Below are 14,931 nucleotides of genomic sequence, written 5' to 3' on the forward strand. Positions count from 1 at the left end.
TCGCGCCGGGGGCGGCGCGATACCGCTCAGCGTCTGCCGCGGGGCGGGCGCGTACCCGGCTGGTGCCGCGGGGCGCTGCCCTTGCGCCGGCCCGACTTGTGGAAGGAGCGCACCGCCGTCGGCATCTTGCGTCCCTCGCTGATCATGTCGAACCGGAGCGAACCGGCAAGCGGCACCGCTTCCGCGAGTTTGACGCGCACCTCGTCGCCGAGTCGATAGCCGAGCCCGGTTTTTTCGCCGGACAGGGCCTGATGCGCCTCGTCGTAGATGAAGTAGTCGCGTCCGAGCATAGATATAGGCACGAAACCATCGGCACCATATGCCGGCAGGGTGACAAAAAGTCCCGCCTTGGTGACGCCCGAAACACGCCCGTCGAATTCCTCGCCGATGCGCCCGGCCAGGTGATGGGCGATCAACCGGTCGACCGTGTCGCGCTCGGCCGCCATGGCGCGCCGCTCGAAGGTCGAGATCTCGGCCGCGATATCGTCGAGCACCGCTTCCTCGTCCGGCGTGATGCCGCCCTCGCCAAGGCCGAGCGAGCCCACCAGCGCCCGGTGCACGATGAGGTCCGCATAGCGGCGGATCGGTGAGGTGAAATGGGCATATTTCATCAGGTTCAGGCCGAAATGGCCGATGTTTTCGGGGCTGTAGATCGCCTGGCTCTGCGAGCGCAGCACCATCTCGCTCACCATCTGCTCGAACGGCTTGTCCTTGGCCTTCGCCAGGATGCCGTTGAAATGGTTGGAGCGCATGTTGCCGCCCTTCACCAGGGATATGTCGAGCGTCTGCAGGAACTCGCGCAGCACCTCCTGCTTGGCGAGCGAAGGCGCGTCGTGCACGCGGTAGATCAGGACCTGCTTCTTCTTTTCCAGCGTCTCGGCGGCCGCGACGTTGGCCTGGATCATCATCTCCTCGATGAGCTTGTGCGCATCGAGCCGCGGCGGCACGACGACGCGGTCGACCGTGCCGTCCTCCTTCAGGAGGATCTTGCGTTCGGGCATGTCGAGTTCGAGCGGCTGGCGGCGGTTCCGGCCGACCGTCGTGATGCGGTAGGCTTCCCAGAGCGGCTTCAGGATCGTCTCGAGGATCGGGCCGGTCTTGTCGTCGGGTGCGCCGTCGATGGCGGCCTGCGCCTGCTGGTAGGAGAGCTTTGCCGCGCTCTTCATCATGATGCGGTGGAAGGTGTGGCCCGCCTTGCGGCCCTCATGCGAGAAGACCATGCGCACGGCGAGCGCCGGGCGGTCGACGCCTTCCTTCAGCGAGCAGAGGTCGTTGGAGATGCGCTCCGGCAGCATGGGCACGACGCGATCCGGGAAATAGACCGAGTTGCCGCGTTTCAGCGCCTCGCGGTCGAGCGCCGATTTCGGCCGCACATAGTAGCTCACATCGGCGATGGCGACGGTGACGATCACGCCGCCGGGATTGTCGGGCGACGGGTCGGGCTCTGCGAAGACGGCGTCGTCATGGTCCTTGGCGTCGGCCGGGTCGATGGTGATGAGCGGCAGGCTGCGCCAGTCCTCGCGGTGCGCCATGGTGGCGGGCCCGGCGGCCTCCGCCTCGCGGATGACGGCATCGGGGAAGATGTAGGGAATGCCATGGGCGTGGATGGCGATCATCGAGATCGCCTTTTCCGAGGCGACGGAGCCGACCACGCCCTTGATCTGCGCACGCGGCAGGCCATAGCGGCCCATACGCACGACGTCGATCTCGACGAGGTCGCCGTCCTTGGCGCCTGCCGTGAAGTCCGCGTCGACCTCCATCTCCTCGCCGCGCCGGTCGATCGGCATGATGCGTCCGCCGCCGCCTGCCATGGAGCGGAACACGCCCATGCCGGAATTCTTCTTCTTGTCGAGCACCTTGATGATGCGCGCCGTATAGGCCGGGCCGCCGCGCTCCTTCGCCGGGAAGATCTTGGCCAGCACCCGGTCGCCGAGCCCGGCAACGGGCGCCTTGTCCTTGCGCGCACCGCCCGACTGGCGGATCAAGACGGCGGGCGCGACGCCGGCATCGTCGAGCCATTCCGCCGGGCGGCCGATCAGTTCGCCATCGACGTCCCGCGTGGTGATGTCGAGCACGGTGACCGGAGGAAGGGCGCCGGGCCGCACCAGTGACTTGCGGCGCTTTTCCAGAAACCCGTCTTCCTCGAAGGATTTCAGCAGCGCCTTCAGCTCGACGCGCGCCTCGCCCTTCAAGCCGAAGGCCTTGGCGATCTCGCGCTTCGAGGCCTGTTCCGGGTGGTCGGCGATGAAGCGCAGCAGCACGTCGCGCGGCGGGATGGCACCATGGATAATCGGGGTATCGTCTGCCGGCGGCAGGTCATGGCCCGCGCGGCCCGGCCGCATGGATCGTCCTGCCCGGCCGCGTGGTTCTCTCGTCATGCCGTCAGGCCTTCTTTGCCTTGGTTGCGGTCTTGGCCTTGGGCGCTGCCTTCGGCTTTGCGGCCTTGGCATCGTCCGACTTCGCCGCCTTGGTGGTCTTCGTCGCCTTGGCCTTGCCCTTGGCGGGCGTCTTGCCGGCCTTGTCGGCGATCAATACGAGGGCCTCTTCCAGCGTCACGCTGTCAGCGGCCTTGCCCTTGGGCAGTGTGGCGTTGACCTTGCCCCAGTTCACGTAGGGGCCGTACTTGCCGTCCCGCACCGTGATGGGGCCGCCGTCCGGATGGTCGCCGAGCGTCTTCAAGGCCGCAGGCGTGCCGCGCGAGCGGCCGCCGGGGCCCTTCGACTGCTTGTCGGCAATGACAGAAACGGCGCGGTTGAGGCCGATCGAGAACACGTCCTCGACACTTTCAAGGTTCGCATAGCCGCCGTCATGCAGCAGGAACGGGCCGTAGCGACCGATGCCGGCGGAAATCATCTTGCCGGTTTCCGGATGCTGGCCGATATCGCGCGGCAGCGAAAGCAGGGCGAGCGCCTTCTCGTGATCGATGCTCGCCGGCGTCCAGCCCTTGGGCAGGCTGGCGCGCTTGGCTTCCTTGCCGTCACCGCGCTGCACATACGGCCCGAAGCGGCCGTTACGCAGCGTGATCTCTTCGCCCGTATGCGGATCCTTGCCGAGGCTCTGCGGCTCGTTGGAGGCCGCGGCCTCCGCATCCGAACCGTTGTCGGCGGAAAGCTGACGGGTGAAGTTGCATTCCGGATAGTTCGAGCAGCCGACGAAGGCGCCGAACTTGCCGAGCTTCAGCGAGAGCTTGCCAGTGCCACAGACTTGGCAGATCCGCGGATCGCTGCCGTCCTCGCGCTTGGGGAAGACGAGCGGGGCGAGCTCCTCGTTGAGGGCATCGAGCACGTTGGTGACGCGCAGTTCCTTCGTGTCCTCGATCTGCGCGAAGAAGTCCTTCCAGAAATCGCGGAGAACCTGCTTCCAGTCGAGTTCGCCGGCCGAGATCTTGTCGAGCTTTTCTTCAAGGCCGGCGGTGAAGTCGTATTCGACATAGCGGGTGAAGAAGCTCTCGAGGAAGGCCGTGACGAGGCGACCCTTGGCCTCCGGGATCAGCTTGCGCTTGTCGATGATGATGTATTCGCGGTCGCGCAGCGTCGCAAGCGTTGCGGCATAGGTCGACGGACGACCGATGCCGAGCTCTTCCATCTTCTTGATGAGCGAGGCTTCCGAGTAGCGCGGCGGCGGCTCGGTGAAGTGCTGGCTGGCATTCACCTTCTGCTTGGCGACCGTCTCGTTGGCGTTGATCTCCGGCAGGCGGCCGTCGTCGTCACCGTCGTCCGACTGTTCGCCATCTTCCTTCTGGTCGGTATAGGCGGCGATGAAGCCGTCGAAGCGGATGACCGAGCCGGTGGCGCGCAGGCCTGCCTTGCGCCCGCCGTTGTCCGCCTCGATCTCGACCGTCGTGCGCTCGATCTCGGCCGAGGCCATCTGGCTGGCGATGCCGCGCTTCCAGACGAGATCGTAGAGTTTCAGCTGGTCCGGATCGAGATAGCGCTTCACCTGGTCGGGTGTGCGGTCGAAGGAGGTCGGGCGGATCGCCTCGTGGGCCTCCTGGGCGTTCTTCGCCTTGGTGGAGTAGATGCGGGCCTTTTCCGGCACATAGCGTGCGCCGAACTGCTCGCCAACGGCCTTGCGGGCGGCGTCGATCGCCTCCGGCGCCATCTGCACGCCGTCGGTACGCATGTAGGTGATGAGACCGACCGTCTCGCCGCCGATGTCGATGCCCTCATAGAGCTTCTGCGCCACCTGCATGGTGCGGGAGGCGGAGAAGCCGAGCTTGGAGGAGGCGGCCTGCTGCAGGGTGGAGGTGGTGAAGGGCGGCGAGGGATTGCGCTTGGTGGGCTTGGCCTCGACGCTTTCGACGCGGTAGGCCGCCCCGTCGAGCAGCGCCTTGAGGCGGTTCGCCTCCTCGCCGTTGCCGATCGCCTTTGGCTGGAGACGCTTTCCTTCGGCCGAAACGAGGCGCGCCTCGAATTCGTCGCCGCGCGGCGTCTTCAGGAGGGCGGAGAGGTTCCAGTATTCCTCCGAGACGAAACGCTCGATTTCGGATTCCCGGTCGCAGACGAGGCGCAGCGCCACCGACTGGACGCGGCCGGCCGAGCGGGCGCCCGGCAGCTTGCGCCAGAGAACCGGCGAGAGGTTGAAGCCGACGAGATAATCGAGGGCACGGCGGGCGAGATAGGCATCGACCAGCGCGATGTCGATGTCGCGCGGGTTGCGCATGGCGTCGAGCACGGCCGACTTGGTGATGGCGTTGAAGACGACGCGCTTGACCGGTTTGTCGCCGATGACACGCTTCTTCTTCAGGACGTCGAGTACGTGCCAGGAGATGGCTTCGCCTTCGCGATCCGGGTCGGTCGCGAGAATGAGGCCGTCGGAGGATTTCACCGCGTCTGCAATGTCCTTCATACGCTTGGCCGAGGCGCTGTCCACTTCCCAGGACATCTCGAAGTCTTCGTCCGGGCGCACGGAGCCGTCCTTGGCGGGCAGATCGCGCACGTGGCCAAAGGAGGCGAGCACCGTGTAGCCGGGGCCGAGATACTTGTTGATCGTCTTGGCCTTGGCAGGCGATTCCACAACTACAACATTCATCGTCATTTTTCTCTGAGTACGGGCGCCGCACCCTTGGAAGCGCGGCGAAACGGGCGCCTTGCGCCGAAAAGTCGTGTCTCGACATGAACAGACAAAGCGTTCCGGTCAAGAGGTAGGGGTGAAATTAGTGGGATGCAACGCGATACAACCATGGCGAGATTAATCGGAGATTGCAATTATGAATAATCGTTGTATCTTTTCCTAGGTCTAGGAATTGCAACCTGACGGTGATTCCGAAATGTAGATGCAACGGAAGCGCTATGAACCCGAAACCAGCCAAGTCCGCCCTCCCGCCCCATACCGCAGAGGAGAACCTTGCCTACACCCGGCAGATGCTGGGCGAGCTGCGCACGGTCGTGAACACCGAGGGGGCGGACATGCTGGGCTATCTGATCGAGATGGCCTATGTGGAGGCGGGGGACATTCTGGCTGGCCTGCGGCCACTTTCAGTCCGGGGTCATCGAGACCCGGCCATCGGCATGCCGTTGAAGCCGGCCGGCAAGATCAAGCTCTAGAAGAACGAGATAGACGGTTGCCGCGGTGATGCCGGTATGGCGGATGATCTCGTCGATTTCGGCCGGTACCTGGCTCAATGCATCGGTGATGCGTTCCCGTTCGCCGTCGCCCGGCGGCAGACGCAGCGCGGGCGGCGTGTCCTCTGCGGGTTCGCCGGCGCCGGGGCGGGGAGTGAAAAGGTCGGGCTCGGACAGCGGGCGCAGGCTTTCCAGCACATCCTCCGGCGTCGTGGTGATCGTCGCCCCATCCTTCAGGAGGCCGTTCGTGCCCTCGCAGCGCGGATCGAGCGGGGAGCCCGGCACGGCGAAGACCAGCCGGCCGAAATCCGCCGCATTGCGCGCGGTGATCAGCGAGCCGGAGCGCACTGCCGCCTCCACCACCACCAAGCCGAGTGACATGCCGGCGATCAGCCGGTTGCGGCGCGGAAAATCCCGCGCCCGCGGCTCCCAGCCGAAGGGCATTTCGCTGATGGCAAGGCCGTGCCCCTCGGTGAGTTCGGCAAGAAGGCCGATATTTTCCGGCGGATAGGGCTTGTCGAGACCGCCTGCCATGGCCGCGACGGTGCCGGTGTCGAGGCTGGCGCGATGGGCGGCCGTATCGATGCCGCGGGCAAGGCCCGAAACGATCGTGTAACCCGCCCTCCCGATCTCGCGTGCCAGCAGGCCGGCGAACTTGGTACCCGAGAGAGACGCGTTCCGCGCGCCGACGATGCCGACGGCCGGTGCCGCCGCGACAGCCCGGTTGCCCTTGACGGCGAGCAGCGGCCGCGCGCCGTCGATCTGGCGCAGGAGAAAGGGATAGTCGGGTTCGCCGATGCCGACAAAGGCGGCGCCGTGCCGGTCGGCAATGGCGAGTTCGCGCTCGGCCTCCGCCTGGCTGGCGACGCGGATGGCGCGCGAAGCGCCGCCACGGCGCGAGAGTTCCGGCACCATCTCCAGCGCCGTTTCCGCGCTGCCGAAGTGATTGATGAGCTCGCGAAAGGTGACCGGCCCGACATTGTCGCTGCGGATGAGGCGCAGCCAGGCGATCCTCTGTCGTTCCGTCAGCGCAATTCCTCGTGTCCTTGCGCTGTGGTCGTCCATCGCTATCCCTTGCTGCCGATTTTGCTTTCCGTGCCGTTCAGGAGACGACTGATGTTGGCACTGTGTTTCCACCAGGTGATGAGCGTCAGCAGCAGGAAGAGGACCGCCACCTTCTCGTGACCGAGGAACCACAATACAACCGGAGATACGGCAGTTGCAACCAGGGCCGAGAGTGACGAATAGCGCGTCAGATAGGCAAGGCCGATCCAGACGACGGCAAAGACCGCGAGCATGACGGGCACGAGGCCGAGCAGCAGCCCGACATAGGTCGCGACCCCCTTGCCGCCCTTGAAGCCGAGCCAGACGGGAAAGAGATGGCCGAGAAAGGCGGCAAAGCCTGCCGCAAGGCCGGCATCGAGCCCCCAGCGCGACGCGATGGCGGTGGCAGCGGTGCCTTTGAGGGCATCGAGCAGCAGGGTGGCCGCGGCAAGCTTCTTGTTGCCTGTGCGCAGGACGTTCGTCGCGCCGATATTGCCGGAGCCGATCTGGCGCACGTCGCCGAGACCGGCCATGCGGGTGAGGATCAGGCCGAAGGGAATGGAACCGAGAAGGTAGCCGAAGGCGAGGGCGGCGAGCGTCGGCAAGGCGCCGAGCTGCCAGGTGAAGATGTCGGACACGTCAGTTCCCCCGTTCCGTTATTCTGCATCCATGGTGGTGGATCCTCTGGCTTGGCCTGAGCGTCCACCCATGGGCTCGCTGGACCGACGTCCCTTTCAGTCCAGCGAATAGACCCGTTTTCCGGCAACATAGGTGCTAATCGCGCGTCCCGTAAAGCGGGCATCTTCGAAGGGCGTATTCTTCGAGCGCGAGACGAAGCGGTCCTTGGTGGCAAGCCACGGCTCGTCGGGGTCGATCAGCACGATGTCGGCGCGTGCACCGGGCGCAAGCGTGCCGGCGTCGAGGCCGAAGATCTGCGCCGGGCGCGTCGAGAGCGCATCGAGGAGCCGCATCAGCGGAACCTCGCCGCTGTGGTGCAACCGGAGCGCTGCCGCCAGCATGGTCTCGAGGCCGATCGCGCCGTCGGCGGCATCCGCGAAGGGCAGGCGCTTGGTGTCGACGTCCTGCGGATCGTGCGAGGAGACGATGATGTCGATCTCGCCGCGGGCGAGCGCATCGACCATGGCCTTGCGGTCGTCCTCCCCGCGCAGCGGCGGGGAGAGCTTGAAGAAGGTGCGGTATTCGCCGATGTCGTTCTCGTTCAGCGTCAGGTGGTTGATCGAGGCGCCACAGGTGACGTTTGCACCGCGTTCCCTGGCGGTCTTCACGGCCTCGGCCGATTCCGGCACGGAGATCTGTGCGGCATGGTACTTGCCACGCGTCAGGCCGGCGATGCGCAGGTCCCGTTCGAGCGGGATCAGTTCGGCCTCGCGCGGGCTACCGGAAAGGCCGAGCCAGCTGGCGAGCAGCCCCTCGTTCATCACGCCGCCGGCACCGAGATGTTTGTCGCGGGTTTCGAGCGCGATGACGCTGCCGAATTCGCGGGCATAGGTCATCGCCCGGCGCAGCACCTGCGCATTGTGCAGCGGGTTGCGGCCATTGGTGAAGGCGACGGCGCCGGCATCCTTCAGGAGGCCGAACTCGGTCATCTCTTCGCCTGCAAGGCCCTTGGTGAGGGCTGCGGCCGGATGGATATTGACGATCGCCTTGTCGCGGGCGTTCTTCAGCACGAATTCGACAAGCGCGATGTCGTCGATGACGGGATCGGTGTCCGGCATGGTGATGAAGGTGGTGACGCCACCGGCCGCCGCGGCGCGCGAGGCCGATTCGATCGTCTCGCGGTGCTCGGCGCCGGGCTCACCGACGAAGACGCGGGCATCGACAAGGCCGGGAGCGGCGATGAGGCCGCGGCCATCGACGATTTCGGCGCCCTCGGGCGCGCCCTGGTTCTGCGCGCCGCTGCCGATGGCGGCGATCTTGCCGTTCTCGATGACGATGGAGCCCATTTCATCGAGGTTGCGGGAGGGGTCGAGGATGCGGAGGTTCTTCAGGACGGTGGTGCGGGTCATGCGCGAACACCCTGGTTCTGCGAAACAAGAAGCGTTTCCATCACGGCCATGCGGACGGCAACGCCCATCTCGACCTGCTGCTCGATGACGCTCTGCGGCCCGTCGGCGATCTCGGAGGCGATCTCCACGCCGCGGTTCATCGGTCCGGGATGCATGACGAGCGCATCCTCCTTCGCTGCCTTCAGCTTTTCCGCATCGAGCCCGTAATAGTGGAAATATTCGCGCACCGACGGCACGAAGGCGCCGGACATGCGTTCGCGCTGCAGGCGCAGCATCATCACGACATCGGCATCCTTCAGGCCTTCGGCCATCGAATGGTAGACCTCAGCGCCCATGTCGGCGATGCCCGACGGCAGCAGCGTTGCGGGCGCCACGACGCGCACGCGGGCACCCATGGCGTTGAGCAGCAGGATGTTCGAGCGGGCGACGCGCGAATGCAGTACGTCTCCGCAGATGGCGACGATGATGCGCGAGAGCTTGCCCTTGGCGCGGCGGATGGTCAGCGCGTCGAGCAGGGCCTGCGTCGGATGCTCGTGCTGACCGTCGCCGGCATTGACCACCGAACAGGAGACTTTTTGTGCGAGAAGCGCGGCGGCGCCGGCGGAGGAATGGCGCACGACCAGCACGTCCGGGTGCATGGCGTTCAGCGTCATCGCCGTGTCGATCAGCGTTTCGCCCTTCTTCACCGAGGAATTGCCGACTGACATGTTCATCACGTCGGCGCCAAGGCGTTTGCCGGCAAGCTCGAAGGAGGATTGCGTGCGGGTGGAGGCTTCGAAGAACAGGTTGATCTGTGTCAGGCCCCGGAGGGTCGACGTTTTCTTCTCCCTTTGCCGGGAGATTTTCACCGCCTCGTCGGCGCGGTCGAGCAGGTGTGTGATCTCCTGCTCGGTCAAACCCTTGATGCCGAGAAGGTGGCGATGCGGAAAGAAGTCCATGAAACTCCGCCTCAACTGTCGTGGATACGCGGGGTCTATAGAGTGTCGGTTCCCCCGCGGCAAGGCGAAGCGGCGGCAAGGCCGCGCATTCCCACGCTTTTGTGAAGCCGAGCGCGCCGGCAACCGCACGGCCCCGTTTCGCCCCGCCGCGACTTGGGCTAGAACCCGCTCATGACTCGCGACAAGACGACCGAACAGAAACTCGCCGATCTCAACCAGCCGCCGCTCTGGTCGGGCATCAATGCCTATCGCTCCGACCCGCTGCTGGTCGATGCAACCGACGCCATGCCCAAGGGGCTGCGCGACGAGTTCGACGCGATCGGCCGCTACGTGACCTCGCCGGAAGCGCAGGAGCTCGCCCGCATGGCGAACGAGGGCGTGCCGCAGCTGCGCACCCACGGCCCGCGTGGCGAGCGCCTCGACGTCGTCGATTATCATCCCGCCTGGCACGCGTTGATGCGCCGCTCCATGGCGAGCGGCCTGCATTCCTCGCTCTGGGAGAATGTGCCGGAGGAGAAGGGCAGGGCGCACAAGGCGCGTGCCGTGCGCTTCTACCTGACCGCTCAGCTCGAATGCGGCCATCTCTGCCCGCTGACCATGACGAGCGCCTCGGTCGCGGCCCTGTCCGTCTCGCCGCAGGTGCAGCGCGAATGGGGCCGGAAGATCCTGTCGCGCAAATATGACAGCACGAACAAGCCCGCCATGCAGAAGAGTGCCGTCACTATCGGCATGGGCATGACGGAAAAGCAGGGCGGCACGGATGTGCGCGCCAACACCTCCACCGCCGAGCGCGTCGGCGAGGGCATCTACCGGCTCTCCGGCCACAAATGGTTCATGTCGGCACCGATGAGCGACGGGTTCGTCATGCTCGCCCAGACCCGCGAGGGAGTCGGCTGCTTCCTCGTGCCGCGCCTGCTGGAGGACGGCTCCAGCAACGGCCTGCGCTTCCAGCGCCTGAAGGACAAGATCGGCAACCGCTCCAACGCTTCCTCGGAAGTCGAGTTCTCCGAAACGTTCGGCTTCCTGCTTGGCACGCCCGATGCCGGCATCCGCACCATCCTCGACATGGTGACCCTGACGCGGCTTGACTGTGCGCTGGCCTCGTCCGGCATCATGCGCGCCTCGCTCGCCGAAGCGGTGCACCATACGCGCGGCCGCAGCGTCTTCGGCAAACCGCTGGTCGCCCAGCCGATTATGACGCGCGTGCTCGCCGACATGGCGCTCGACGTTGCGGGCGCGACCGCGCTCTCCCTGCGCCTGGCGGAGGCCTTCGACAAGGCGCGCGACAGCGCCGAGGACGCTGCTTACGCCCGTATCATGACGCCCGTGACGAAATACTGGTGCTGCAAGATCGCGCCCGCCCTGATCTACGAAGCGATGGAGTGCATCGGCGGCAGCGGCTATGTCGAGGAGCGGCCGATCGCGCGGCATTACCGCGAGGCGCCGGTCAATGCGATCTGGGAAGGCTCGGGCAACGTCATGGCGCTCGATCTGATGCGCGTCACCAGCCGGGGCAGGGACCTGTTCGAGATGCTGTTTGCCGGGCTTGCCCGCGATCTCGGTCCGGCTGGCAAGAAGACGGTCGACGTGCTGCGTGCGGCGCTCTCGCTCTGCGAGCGCGACGAGGGAGCGGCCCGCATGCTCGTGGAGCAGCTGGCGCTCGCCGCTGCCGCGGCCGAACTCTACCGCGCCGGTGCCGGGCGCATCGCCGATGCCTTCCTCGAAACGCGCCTCGCCTCGGGCTGGCGCTCGACCTACGGCATGCTCGATTCGCGCTTCGATTCGGCCTACATCGTCGACCTGCTCTATCCGCCGGCAAGATAGGAGGTTGCCGCCAATACGACCGGGATCGTGAAGAACGAGGCGATCGTTTGCAGCGTGGCGACGGCGGCATAGAGCGGCGCGTCGCCGCCCATCTGCTTGGCCAGCACGTAACCGTTCATCGCTGTCGGCACGCTCGCCCCCATGGCGATCGTCAGGAGCGGCTCGCCGCGCATGCCGAGCGCATAGGCCGCCGCCGTCATGACCAGCGGCATGAACAGGAGCTTCAGGGCGACCGGCAGCAGCGCCAGCGGCCGGGGTTTCAGCGCATCGGCCAGCTTCAGCCCGGCGCCGACCATGATGAGGCCAAGGCTGAGCGAGGTGTCCGCGACGAGTTCCGTCGCCTGCATCAGCGGCGCGTAGATCGGGATTTCCAGAAGGTTGACGGCGACACCGAGCACCGAGCCGATGATCATCGGGTTGGTGACGATTTTCTGGGCGAAGGTCTTCAGGCTGCGCGTGCCGCCGCCGAACCAGACGAGAACGGCGATATTGTAGAAATTCAGGGGAATGATGATCAGCGTCGCCACGAGGGCGACGAGGGCAAGGCTGCCCGGGCCGTAAAGTTTTTCACCGATGGCGAGTGCGATGAAGGCGTTCCAGCGTGTCGAGGTCTGGAAAACCGAAGTAAACGACGCGCCTGAAACCTGCGCGGCGCGAAAAAGCGGCCAGGAGAGCGCCAGAATCGCTGCGATGAGCGTCACCGAGCCGATGGAGCCGAGCGCCACGCTGCCGGCTGCGATGCCCGAGAATTCCGCCTTGGCGAGCGTCGTGAAGAGCAGGCAGGGAAACAGCACGAAGAAGCCGAGCTGCTCGAGCCCGTTCCACATGTCGCGGTCGATCAGCCGCCAGCGCTTGAGGAAGACCCCGAGCACAACGAGCAGGAAGACGGGGAGAATGCTTTCGAAGATGGCGAGCATGGGAACCGGGCGGGCGAGGAATGGTGGCTGCTCATTCCACGCCTTGCGCAGGCTTGCAAGCCTGCGCTGCCGTGCGGCCCGTGTGGAAATTAACCTTAATGGAGGGTTTACGTTGCGTGCACAGAGTTAACGGGCGAAGGTTCCGTTTACCTGGTGTTAACCATGCGAGCGAGTGCAGCCTATGGCCAGAACGGCCCGGATTTCGGTCATGACGACCCTGTTTTGTTTTGCGGCGGTGGATATCGTCGTCCCGCTCCTCGTCATCGCCACGGGCGTGGCGGTCAGCGAGATCGTCTTTGCAACCGGCGATCTTCTCGCGCCGAAGAGGAGGGTGGCATGAAGTGGTTCCTGATCCTCTGGGCCGGCCCGATCGCGCTGCTCGGCAGCTGGTACGGGCTTTCCTACTACGACATGAGCTTCGGCATCTTCATGCTGACGCGCGATGCGCATGACCTGGTGTTCCAGATCTACGGCCATATCCTCGGCATTCCGCCGGAAGACCTGCCGCCACTGGTGCTGCGCGCCATCGTCGTGGACAGCTTCCTGGTGCTGGGCCTCATCGCCTTCCGGCGCCGCAAGAAGATTTTTGCCTGGTGGCAGGCGCGCCGTCAGTCGGCGTCCGCCGCCCTTGCCAGGGACGAAAGCCTGTCGAGCGCCCCCTGAAGAATGAAGGAGGCGGCCGCCGAATCGATGCGTTCGGCGCGCTTCTTGCGCGACACGTCCATCTCGATCAGCGTGCGCTCCGCCGCCACCGTCGACAGCCGTTCGTCCCAGAAGACGAAGGGGATGTCCGTCTTGTCGGCCATGGAGCGCACGAAGGCGCGCGTCGCCTGGACGCGCGGCCCGGCACTGCCGTCCATGTTCATGGGCAGGCCGATGACGAAGGCGACGACCTTCTCCTTCGCCGCGAAGGCGAGCAGCAACTCGGCATCCTGGGTGAACTTCACGCGCTTCAGCACCGGTCGCGGCGTCGCCAGCCGACGGCCGAGATCGGACACCGAAAGTCCGATGGTCTTGGTGCCGAGGTCGAGGCCGGCGATCGGCTGGCCGGGGGCGAGGGTTTCGGCCAGGTCTTCCAGTGTCAGCGTCGCCATGGGGTAGCCTCTCAGCGCTTGCGCACGAATTCCGTGCGCAGGACCAGACCCTTGATCGTCTCGTGCCGGCAGTCGATCTCGTCCGGATTGTCGGTGAGGCGGATGGACCGGATCACCGTACCCTGCTTCAGGGTCTGGCCGGCACCCTTCACCTTCAGGTCCTTGATGAGCACGACCGAATCGCCATCCGCAAGCGCGGTGCCGCTGGCGTCCCGCACCTGGCTCCGGGCGGCCTTTTCCGCGGCGATTTCGGATGCCGGCCGCCATTCGCCGGTTGCTTCGTCATAGATATAGTCGTCGTCGCTCATGACGGCTCCTTGCATGTTGCTCCATCTCGAAAGCCACGCTTATAACGATCCGGCGATGGATGGAAACGGCCTTCGTCGGTTCTATATTGCGCCAAGGACCCCAACGGGAGAACAAGCATGAAAATCACCTGGCTCGGCCACTCCGCCTTCCGGATCGAAACGGCGAAAGCCAGAATCCTGATCGACCCGTTCTTCACCGGCAATCCCGCGTTCGACGAGGCCACCCGCAAGGACGCTGTGGCGGGCCTCACCCATGTCCTGCTGACCCACGGCCACGGCGACCATGTCGGCGATACGATCCAGATCGCGAAGGAGACCGGCGCGACCGTGCTCGCCAACGCGGACCTTGCCGCCTGGCTCGGCGCCAAGGGCGTGGAGAAGGTCGATATGGGCAACACCGGCGGCACCGTGCATTTCGACGGTTTCTCCACCACCTTCGTCAATGCGCTGCATTCCTCCGCGCAGATCACCGAGGACGGTGTCTCCCATTCGCTCGGCAACGCCAATGGCCTTGTGCTGCATTTCGAAGACGAGCCGGCGCTCTATCACATGGGCGATACCGACATCTTCTCCGACATGGCGCTGATCCACGAATTGCACCAGCCGGAAATCGGCCTTGTGCCGATCGGCGACCGCTTCACCATGGGCGGCGCCGTCGCCGCGCTCGCTTGCCAGCGCTTCTTCAATTTCGATACGGTCATCCCCTGCCACTACGGTTCCTTCGGCATCATCGCGCCGACGGCCGACCTCTTCGTGCAGGCGATGGACGGTGCTTCGGCCAAGATCGAGGTGCCGGGCGCCGGCGGTGTCGTCTCGCGCTGAGCGGCCGGAAAACGGGCGAGGGGGCGTGGAAGGGACCATTCCCCCGTTGCGCCCCTTGGGCTTGGTCAGTATAGCGGGTAGAAATTTCTGAGCGGAGACCACCCATGTCCGTAGATCTAGCCACCGTGAAGCGCGTCGCGCGTCTTGCCCGCATCGCCGTCAGCGAGGAAGAGGCAAACCGCATGACCGGCGAGCTGAACGGCATCCTCGGCTTTGTCGAGCAATTGTCCGAAGTCAATGTCGACGGCGTCGAGCCGATGACCTCCGTCACGCCGATGGAGATGAAGAAGCGCGAGGATGTCGTCAATGACGGCAACAAGGCGGATGCCATCGTTGCCAATGCGCCGGCCACCGACCGTAATTTCTTCCAGGTTCCGAAGGTGATGGAGTAAT

15 protein-coding genes are annotated in these 14,931 nt (G+C 65.4%); 6 read left to right on the top strand and 9 right to left on the bottom strand.

Going from position 1 to position 14,931, the window contains the following annotated elements; genetic code table 11:
* Window positions 1–26: 26 nt before the first annotated feature.
* Both rnr and topA read right to left on the bottom strand, forming a co-directional pair.
* Window positions 27–2,378, bottom strand: a complete 2,352-nt coding sequence (gene rnr / locus EXZ48_RS07530; protein ID WP_130515090.1) for a ribonuclease R — start codon at window positions 2,376–2,378, stop codon at window positions 27–29.
* A 4-nt stretch (window positions 2,379–2,382) separates the two neighbouring features.
* A complete protein-coding gene (topA, locus tag EXZ48_RS07535) occupies window positions 2,383–5,031 on the bottom strand; it encodes a type I DNA topoisomerase (RefSeq protein ID WP_023512787.1) in 2,649 nt (882 codons plus the stop codon).
* A 260-nt stretch (window positions 5,032–5,291) separates the two neighbouring features.
* Between topA and EXZ48_RS07540 the strand changes: the two genes are divergently transcribed.
* On the top strand, window positions 5,292–5,546 hold the full coding sequence (locus tag EXZ48_RS07540; protein ID WP_130515092.1) for a hypothetical protein: 255 nt from the start codon (window positions 5,292–5,294) through the stop codon (window positions 5,544–5,546).
* Here EXZ48_RS07540 and dprA read toward each other — a convergent pair.
* From dprA to EXZ48_RS07560, 4 genes are all read right to left on the bottom strand, one after another.
* Window positions 5,478–6,629 carry a DNA-processing protein DprA gene (gene dprA, locus EXZ48_RS07545; RefSeq protein ID WP_130515094.1) on the bottom strand — a complete coding sequence of 384 codons (1,152 nt, stop codon included), beginning with the start codon at window positions 6,627–6,629 and terminating at the stop codon, window positions 5,478–5,480. The two genes, EXZ48_RS07540 and dprA, sit on opposite strands and share 69 nt — an antisense overlap.
* 2 nt (window positions 6,630–6,631) lie before the next feature.
* A complete protein-coding gene (plsY, locus tag EXZ48_RS07550) occupies window positions 6,632–7,237 on the bottom strand; it encodes a glycerol-3-phosphate 1-O-acyltransferase PlsY (RefSeq protein WP_088016403.1) in 606 nt (201 codons plus the stop codon).
* Window positions 7,238–7,342: 105 nt separating this feature from the next.
* A complete protein-coding gene (locus EXZ48_RS07555; protein WP_023512783.1) occupies window positions 7,343–8,635 on the bottom strand; it encodes a dihydroorotase in 1,293 nt (430 codons plus the stop codon).
* The gene (locus EXZ48_RS07560; RefSeq protein WP_023512782.1) at window positions 8,632–9,573 is read right to left on the bottom strand and encodes an aspartate carbamoyltransferase catalytic subunit; all 942 of its coding nucleotides are present in this window, start codon (window positions 9,571–9,573) and stop codon (window positions 8,632–8,634) included. The genes EXZ48_RS07555 and EXZ48_RS07560 overlap by 4 nt, the downstream gene beginning before the upstream one ends.
* A gap of 171 nt (window positions 9,574–9,744) precedes the next feature.
* Here EXZ48_RS07560 and EXZ48_RS07565 point away from each other — a divergent pair, with 171 nt between their 5' ends.
* Window positions 9,745–11,397: an acyl-CoA dehydrogenase family protein gene (locus EXZ48_RS07565; RefSeq protein WP_023512781.1), complete on the top strand. Its 1,653-nt coding sequence runs from the start codon at window positions 9,745–9,747 to the stop codon at window positions 11,395–11,397.
* Here the strand turns inward: EXZ48_RS07565 and EXZ48_RS07570 are convergent.
* Window positions 11,379–12,314 (bottom strand): AEC family transporter, encoded by a 936-nt coding sequence (locus tag EXZ48_RS07570; protein ID WP_130515095.1) that lies wholly within the window; start codon window positions 12,312–12,314, stop codon window positions 11,379–11,381. The two genes, EXZ48_RS07565 and EXZ48_RS07570, sit on opposite strands and share 19 nt — an antisense overlap.
* Before the next feature lie 208 nt (window positions 12,315–12,522).
* Here EXZ48_RS07570 and EXZ48_RS35765 point away from each other — a divergent pair, with 208 nt between their 5' ends.
* On the top strand, window positions 12,523–12,654 hold the full coding sequence (locus EXZ48_RS35765; protein ID WP_023512779.1) for a hypothetical protein: 132 nt from the start codon (window positions 12,523–12,525) through the stop codon (window positions 12,652–12,654).
* Complete coding sequence (locus EXZ48_RS07575) at window positions 12,651–12,977, top strand: DUF6105 family protein (RefSeq protein ID WP_130515097.1); 327 nt, start codon at window positions 12,651–12,653, stop codon at window positions 12,975–12,977. The genes EXZ48_RS35765 and EXZ48_RS07575 overlap by 4 nt, the downstream gene beginning before the upstream one ends.
* Here the strand turns inward: EXZ48_RS07575 and ruvX are convergent.
* Together ruvX and EXZ48_RS07585 are read right to left on the bottom strand one after the other, a co-directional pair.
* Window positions 12,923–13,408 carry a Holliday junction resolvase RuvX gene (ruvX, locus tag EXZ48_RS07580; RefSeq protein ID WP_050743059.1) on the bottom strand — a complete coding sequence of 162 codons (486 nt, stop codon included), beginning with the start codon at window positions 13,406–13,408 and terminating at the stop codon, window positions 12,923–12,925. The genes EXZ48_RS07575 and ruvX overlap by 55 nt on opposite strands.
* An 11-nt stretch (window positions 13,409–13,419) precedes the next feature.
* Window positions 13,420–13,716 (bottom strand): alkylphosphonate utilization protein, encoded by a 297-nt coding sequence (locus EXZ48_RS07585; protein WP_130515099.1) that lies wholly within the window; start codon window positions 13,714–13,716, stop codon window positions 13,420–13,422.
* Between the two features lie 117 nt (window positions 13,717–13,833).
* Here EXZ48_RS07585 and EXZ48_RS07590 point away from each other — a divergent pair, with 117 nt between their 5' ends.
* Both EXZ48_RS07590 and gatC read left to right on the top strand, forming a co-directional pair.
* On the top strand, window positions 13,834–14,538 hold the full coding sequence (locus EXZ48_RS07590; protein ID WP_050743060.1) for a metal-dependent hydrolase: 705 nt from the start codon (window positions 13,834–13,836) through the stop codon (window positions 14,536–14,538).
* A gap of 104 nt (window positions 14,539–14,642) precedes the next feature.
* Window positions 14,643–14,930 carry an Asp-tRNA(Asn)/Glu-tRNA(Gln) amidotransferase subunit GatC gene (gene gatC / locus EXZ48_RS07595; RefSeq protein ID WP_130515101.1) on the top strand — a complete coding sequence of 96 codons (288 nt, stop codon included), beginning with the start codon at window positions 14,643–14,645 and terminating at the stop codon, window positions 14,928–14,930.
* Window position 14,931: the final 1 nt, after the last annotated feature.

It is taken from the genome of Shinella sp. JR1-6 (genome assembly GCF_004284735.1).
Lineage (GTDB): Bacteria > Pseudomonadota > Alphaproteobacteria > Rhizobiales > Rhizobiaceae > Shinella.

Coding starts and splice junctions, on each gene's coding strand:
- topA (WP_023512787.1), bottom strand. CDS start 5,031: ATGAATGTTGTAGTTGTGGAATCGCCTGCCAAGGCCAAGACGATCAAC.
- EXZ48_RS07590 (WP_050743060.1), top strand. CDS start 13,834: ATGAAAATCACCTGGCTCGGCCACTCCGCCTTCCGGATCGAAACGGCG.
- EXZ48_RS07560 (WP_023512782.1), bottom strand. CDS start 9,573: ATGGACTTCTTTCCGCATCGCCACCTTCTCGGCATCAAGGGTTTGACC.
- dprA (WP_130515094.1), bottom strand. CDS start 6,629: ATGGACGACCACAGCGCAAGGACACGAGGAATTGCGCTGACGGAACGA.
- rnr (WP_130515090.1), bottom strand. CDS start 2,378: ATGACGAGAGAACCACGCGGCCGGGCAGGACGATCCATGCGGCCGGGC.
- gatC (WP_130515101.1), top strand. CDS start 14,643: ATGTCCGTAGATCTAGCCACCGTGAAGCGCGTCGCGCGTCTTGCCCGC.
- EXZ48_RS07575 (WP_130515097.1), top strand. CDS start 12,651: ATGAAGTGGTTCCTGATCCTCTGGGCCGGCCCGATCGCGCTGCTCGGC.
- EXZ48_RS07565 (WP_023512781.1), top strand. CDS start 9,745: ATGACTCGCGACAAGACGACCGAACAGAAACTCGCCGATCTCAACCAG.
- EXZ48_RS35765 (WP_023512779.1), top strand. CDS start 12,523: ATGACGACCCTGTTTTGTTTTGCGGCGGTGGATATCGTCGTCCCGCTC.
- EXZ48_RS07540 (WP_130515092.1), top strand. CDS start 5,292: ATGAACCCGAAACCAGCCAAGTCCGCCCTCCCGCCCCATACCGCAGAG.
- EXZ48_RS07555 (WP_023512783.1), bottom strand. CDS start 8,635: ATGACCCGCACCACCGTCCTGAAGAACCTCCGCATCCTCGACCCCTCC.
- EXZ48_RS07570 (WP_130515095.1), bottom strand. CDS start 12,314: ATGCTCGCCATCTTCGAAAGCATTCTCCCCGTCTTCCTGCTCGTTGTG.
- EXZ48_RS07585 (WP_130515099.1), bottom strand. CDS start 13,716: ATGAGCGACGACGACTATATCTATGACGAAGCAACCGGCGAATGGCGG.
- ruvX (WP_050743059.1), bottom strand. CDS start 13,408: ATGGCGACGCTGACACTGGAAGACCTGGCCGAAACCCTCGCCCCCGGC.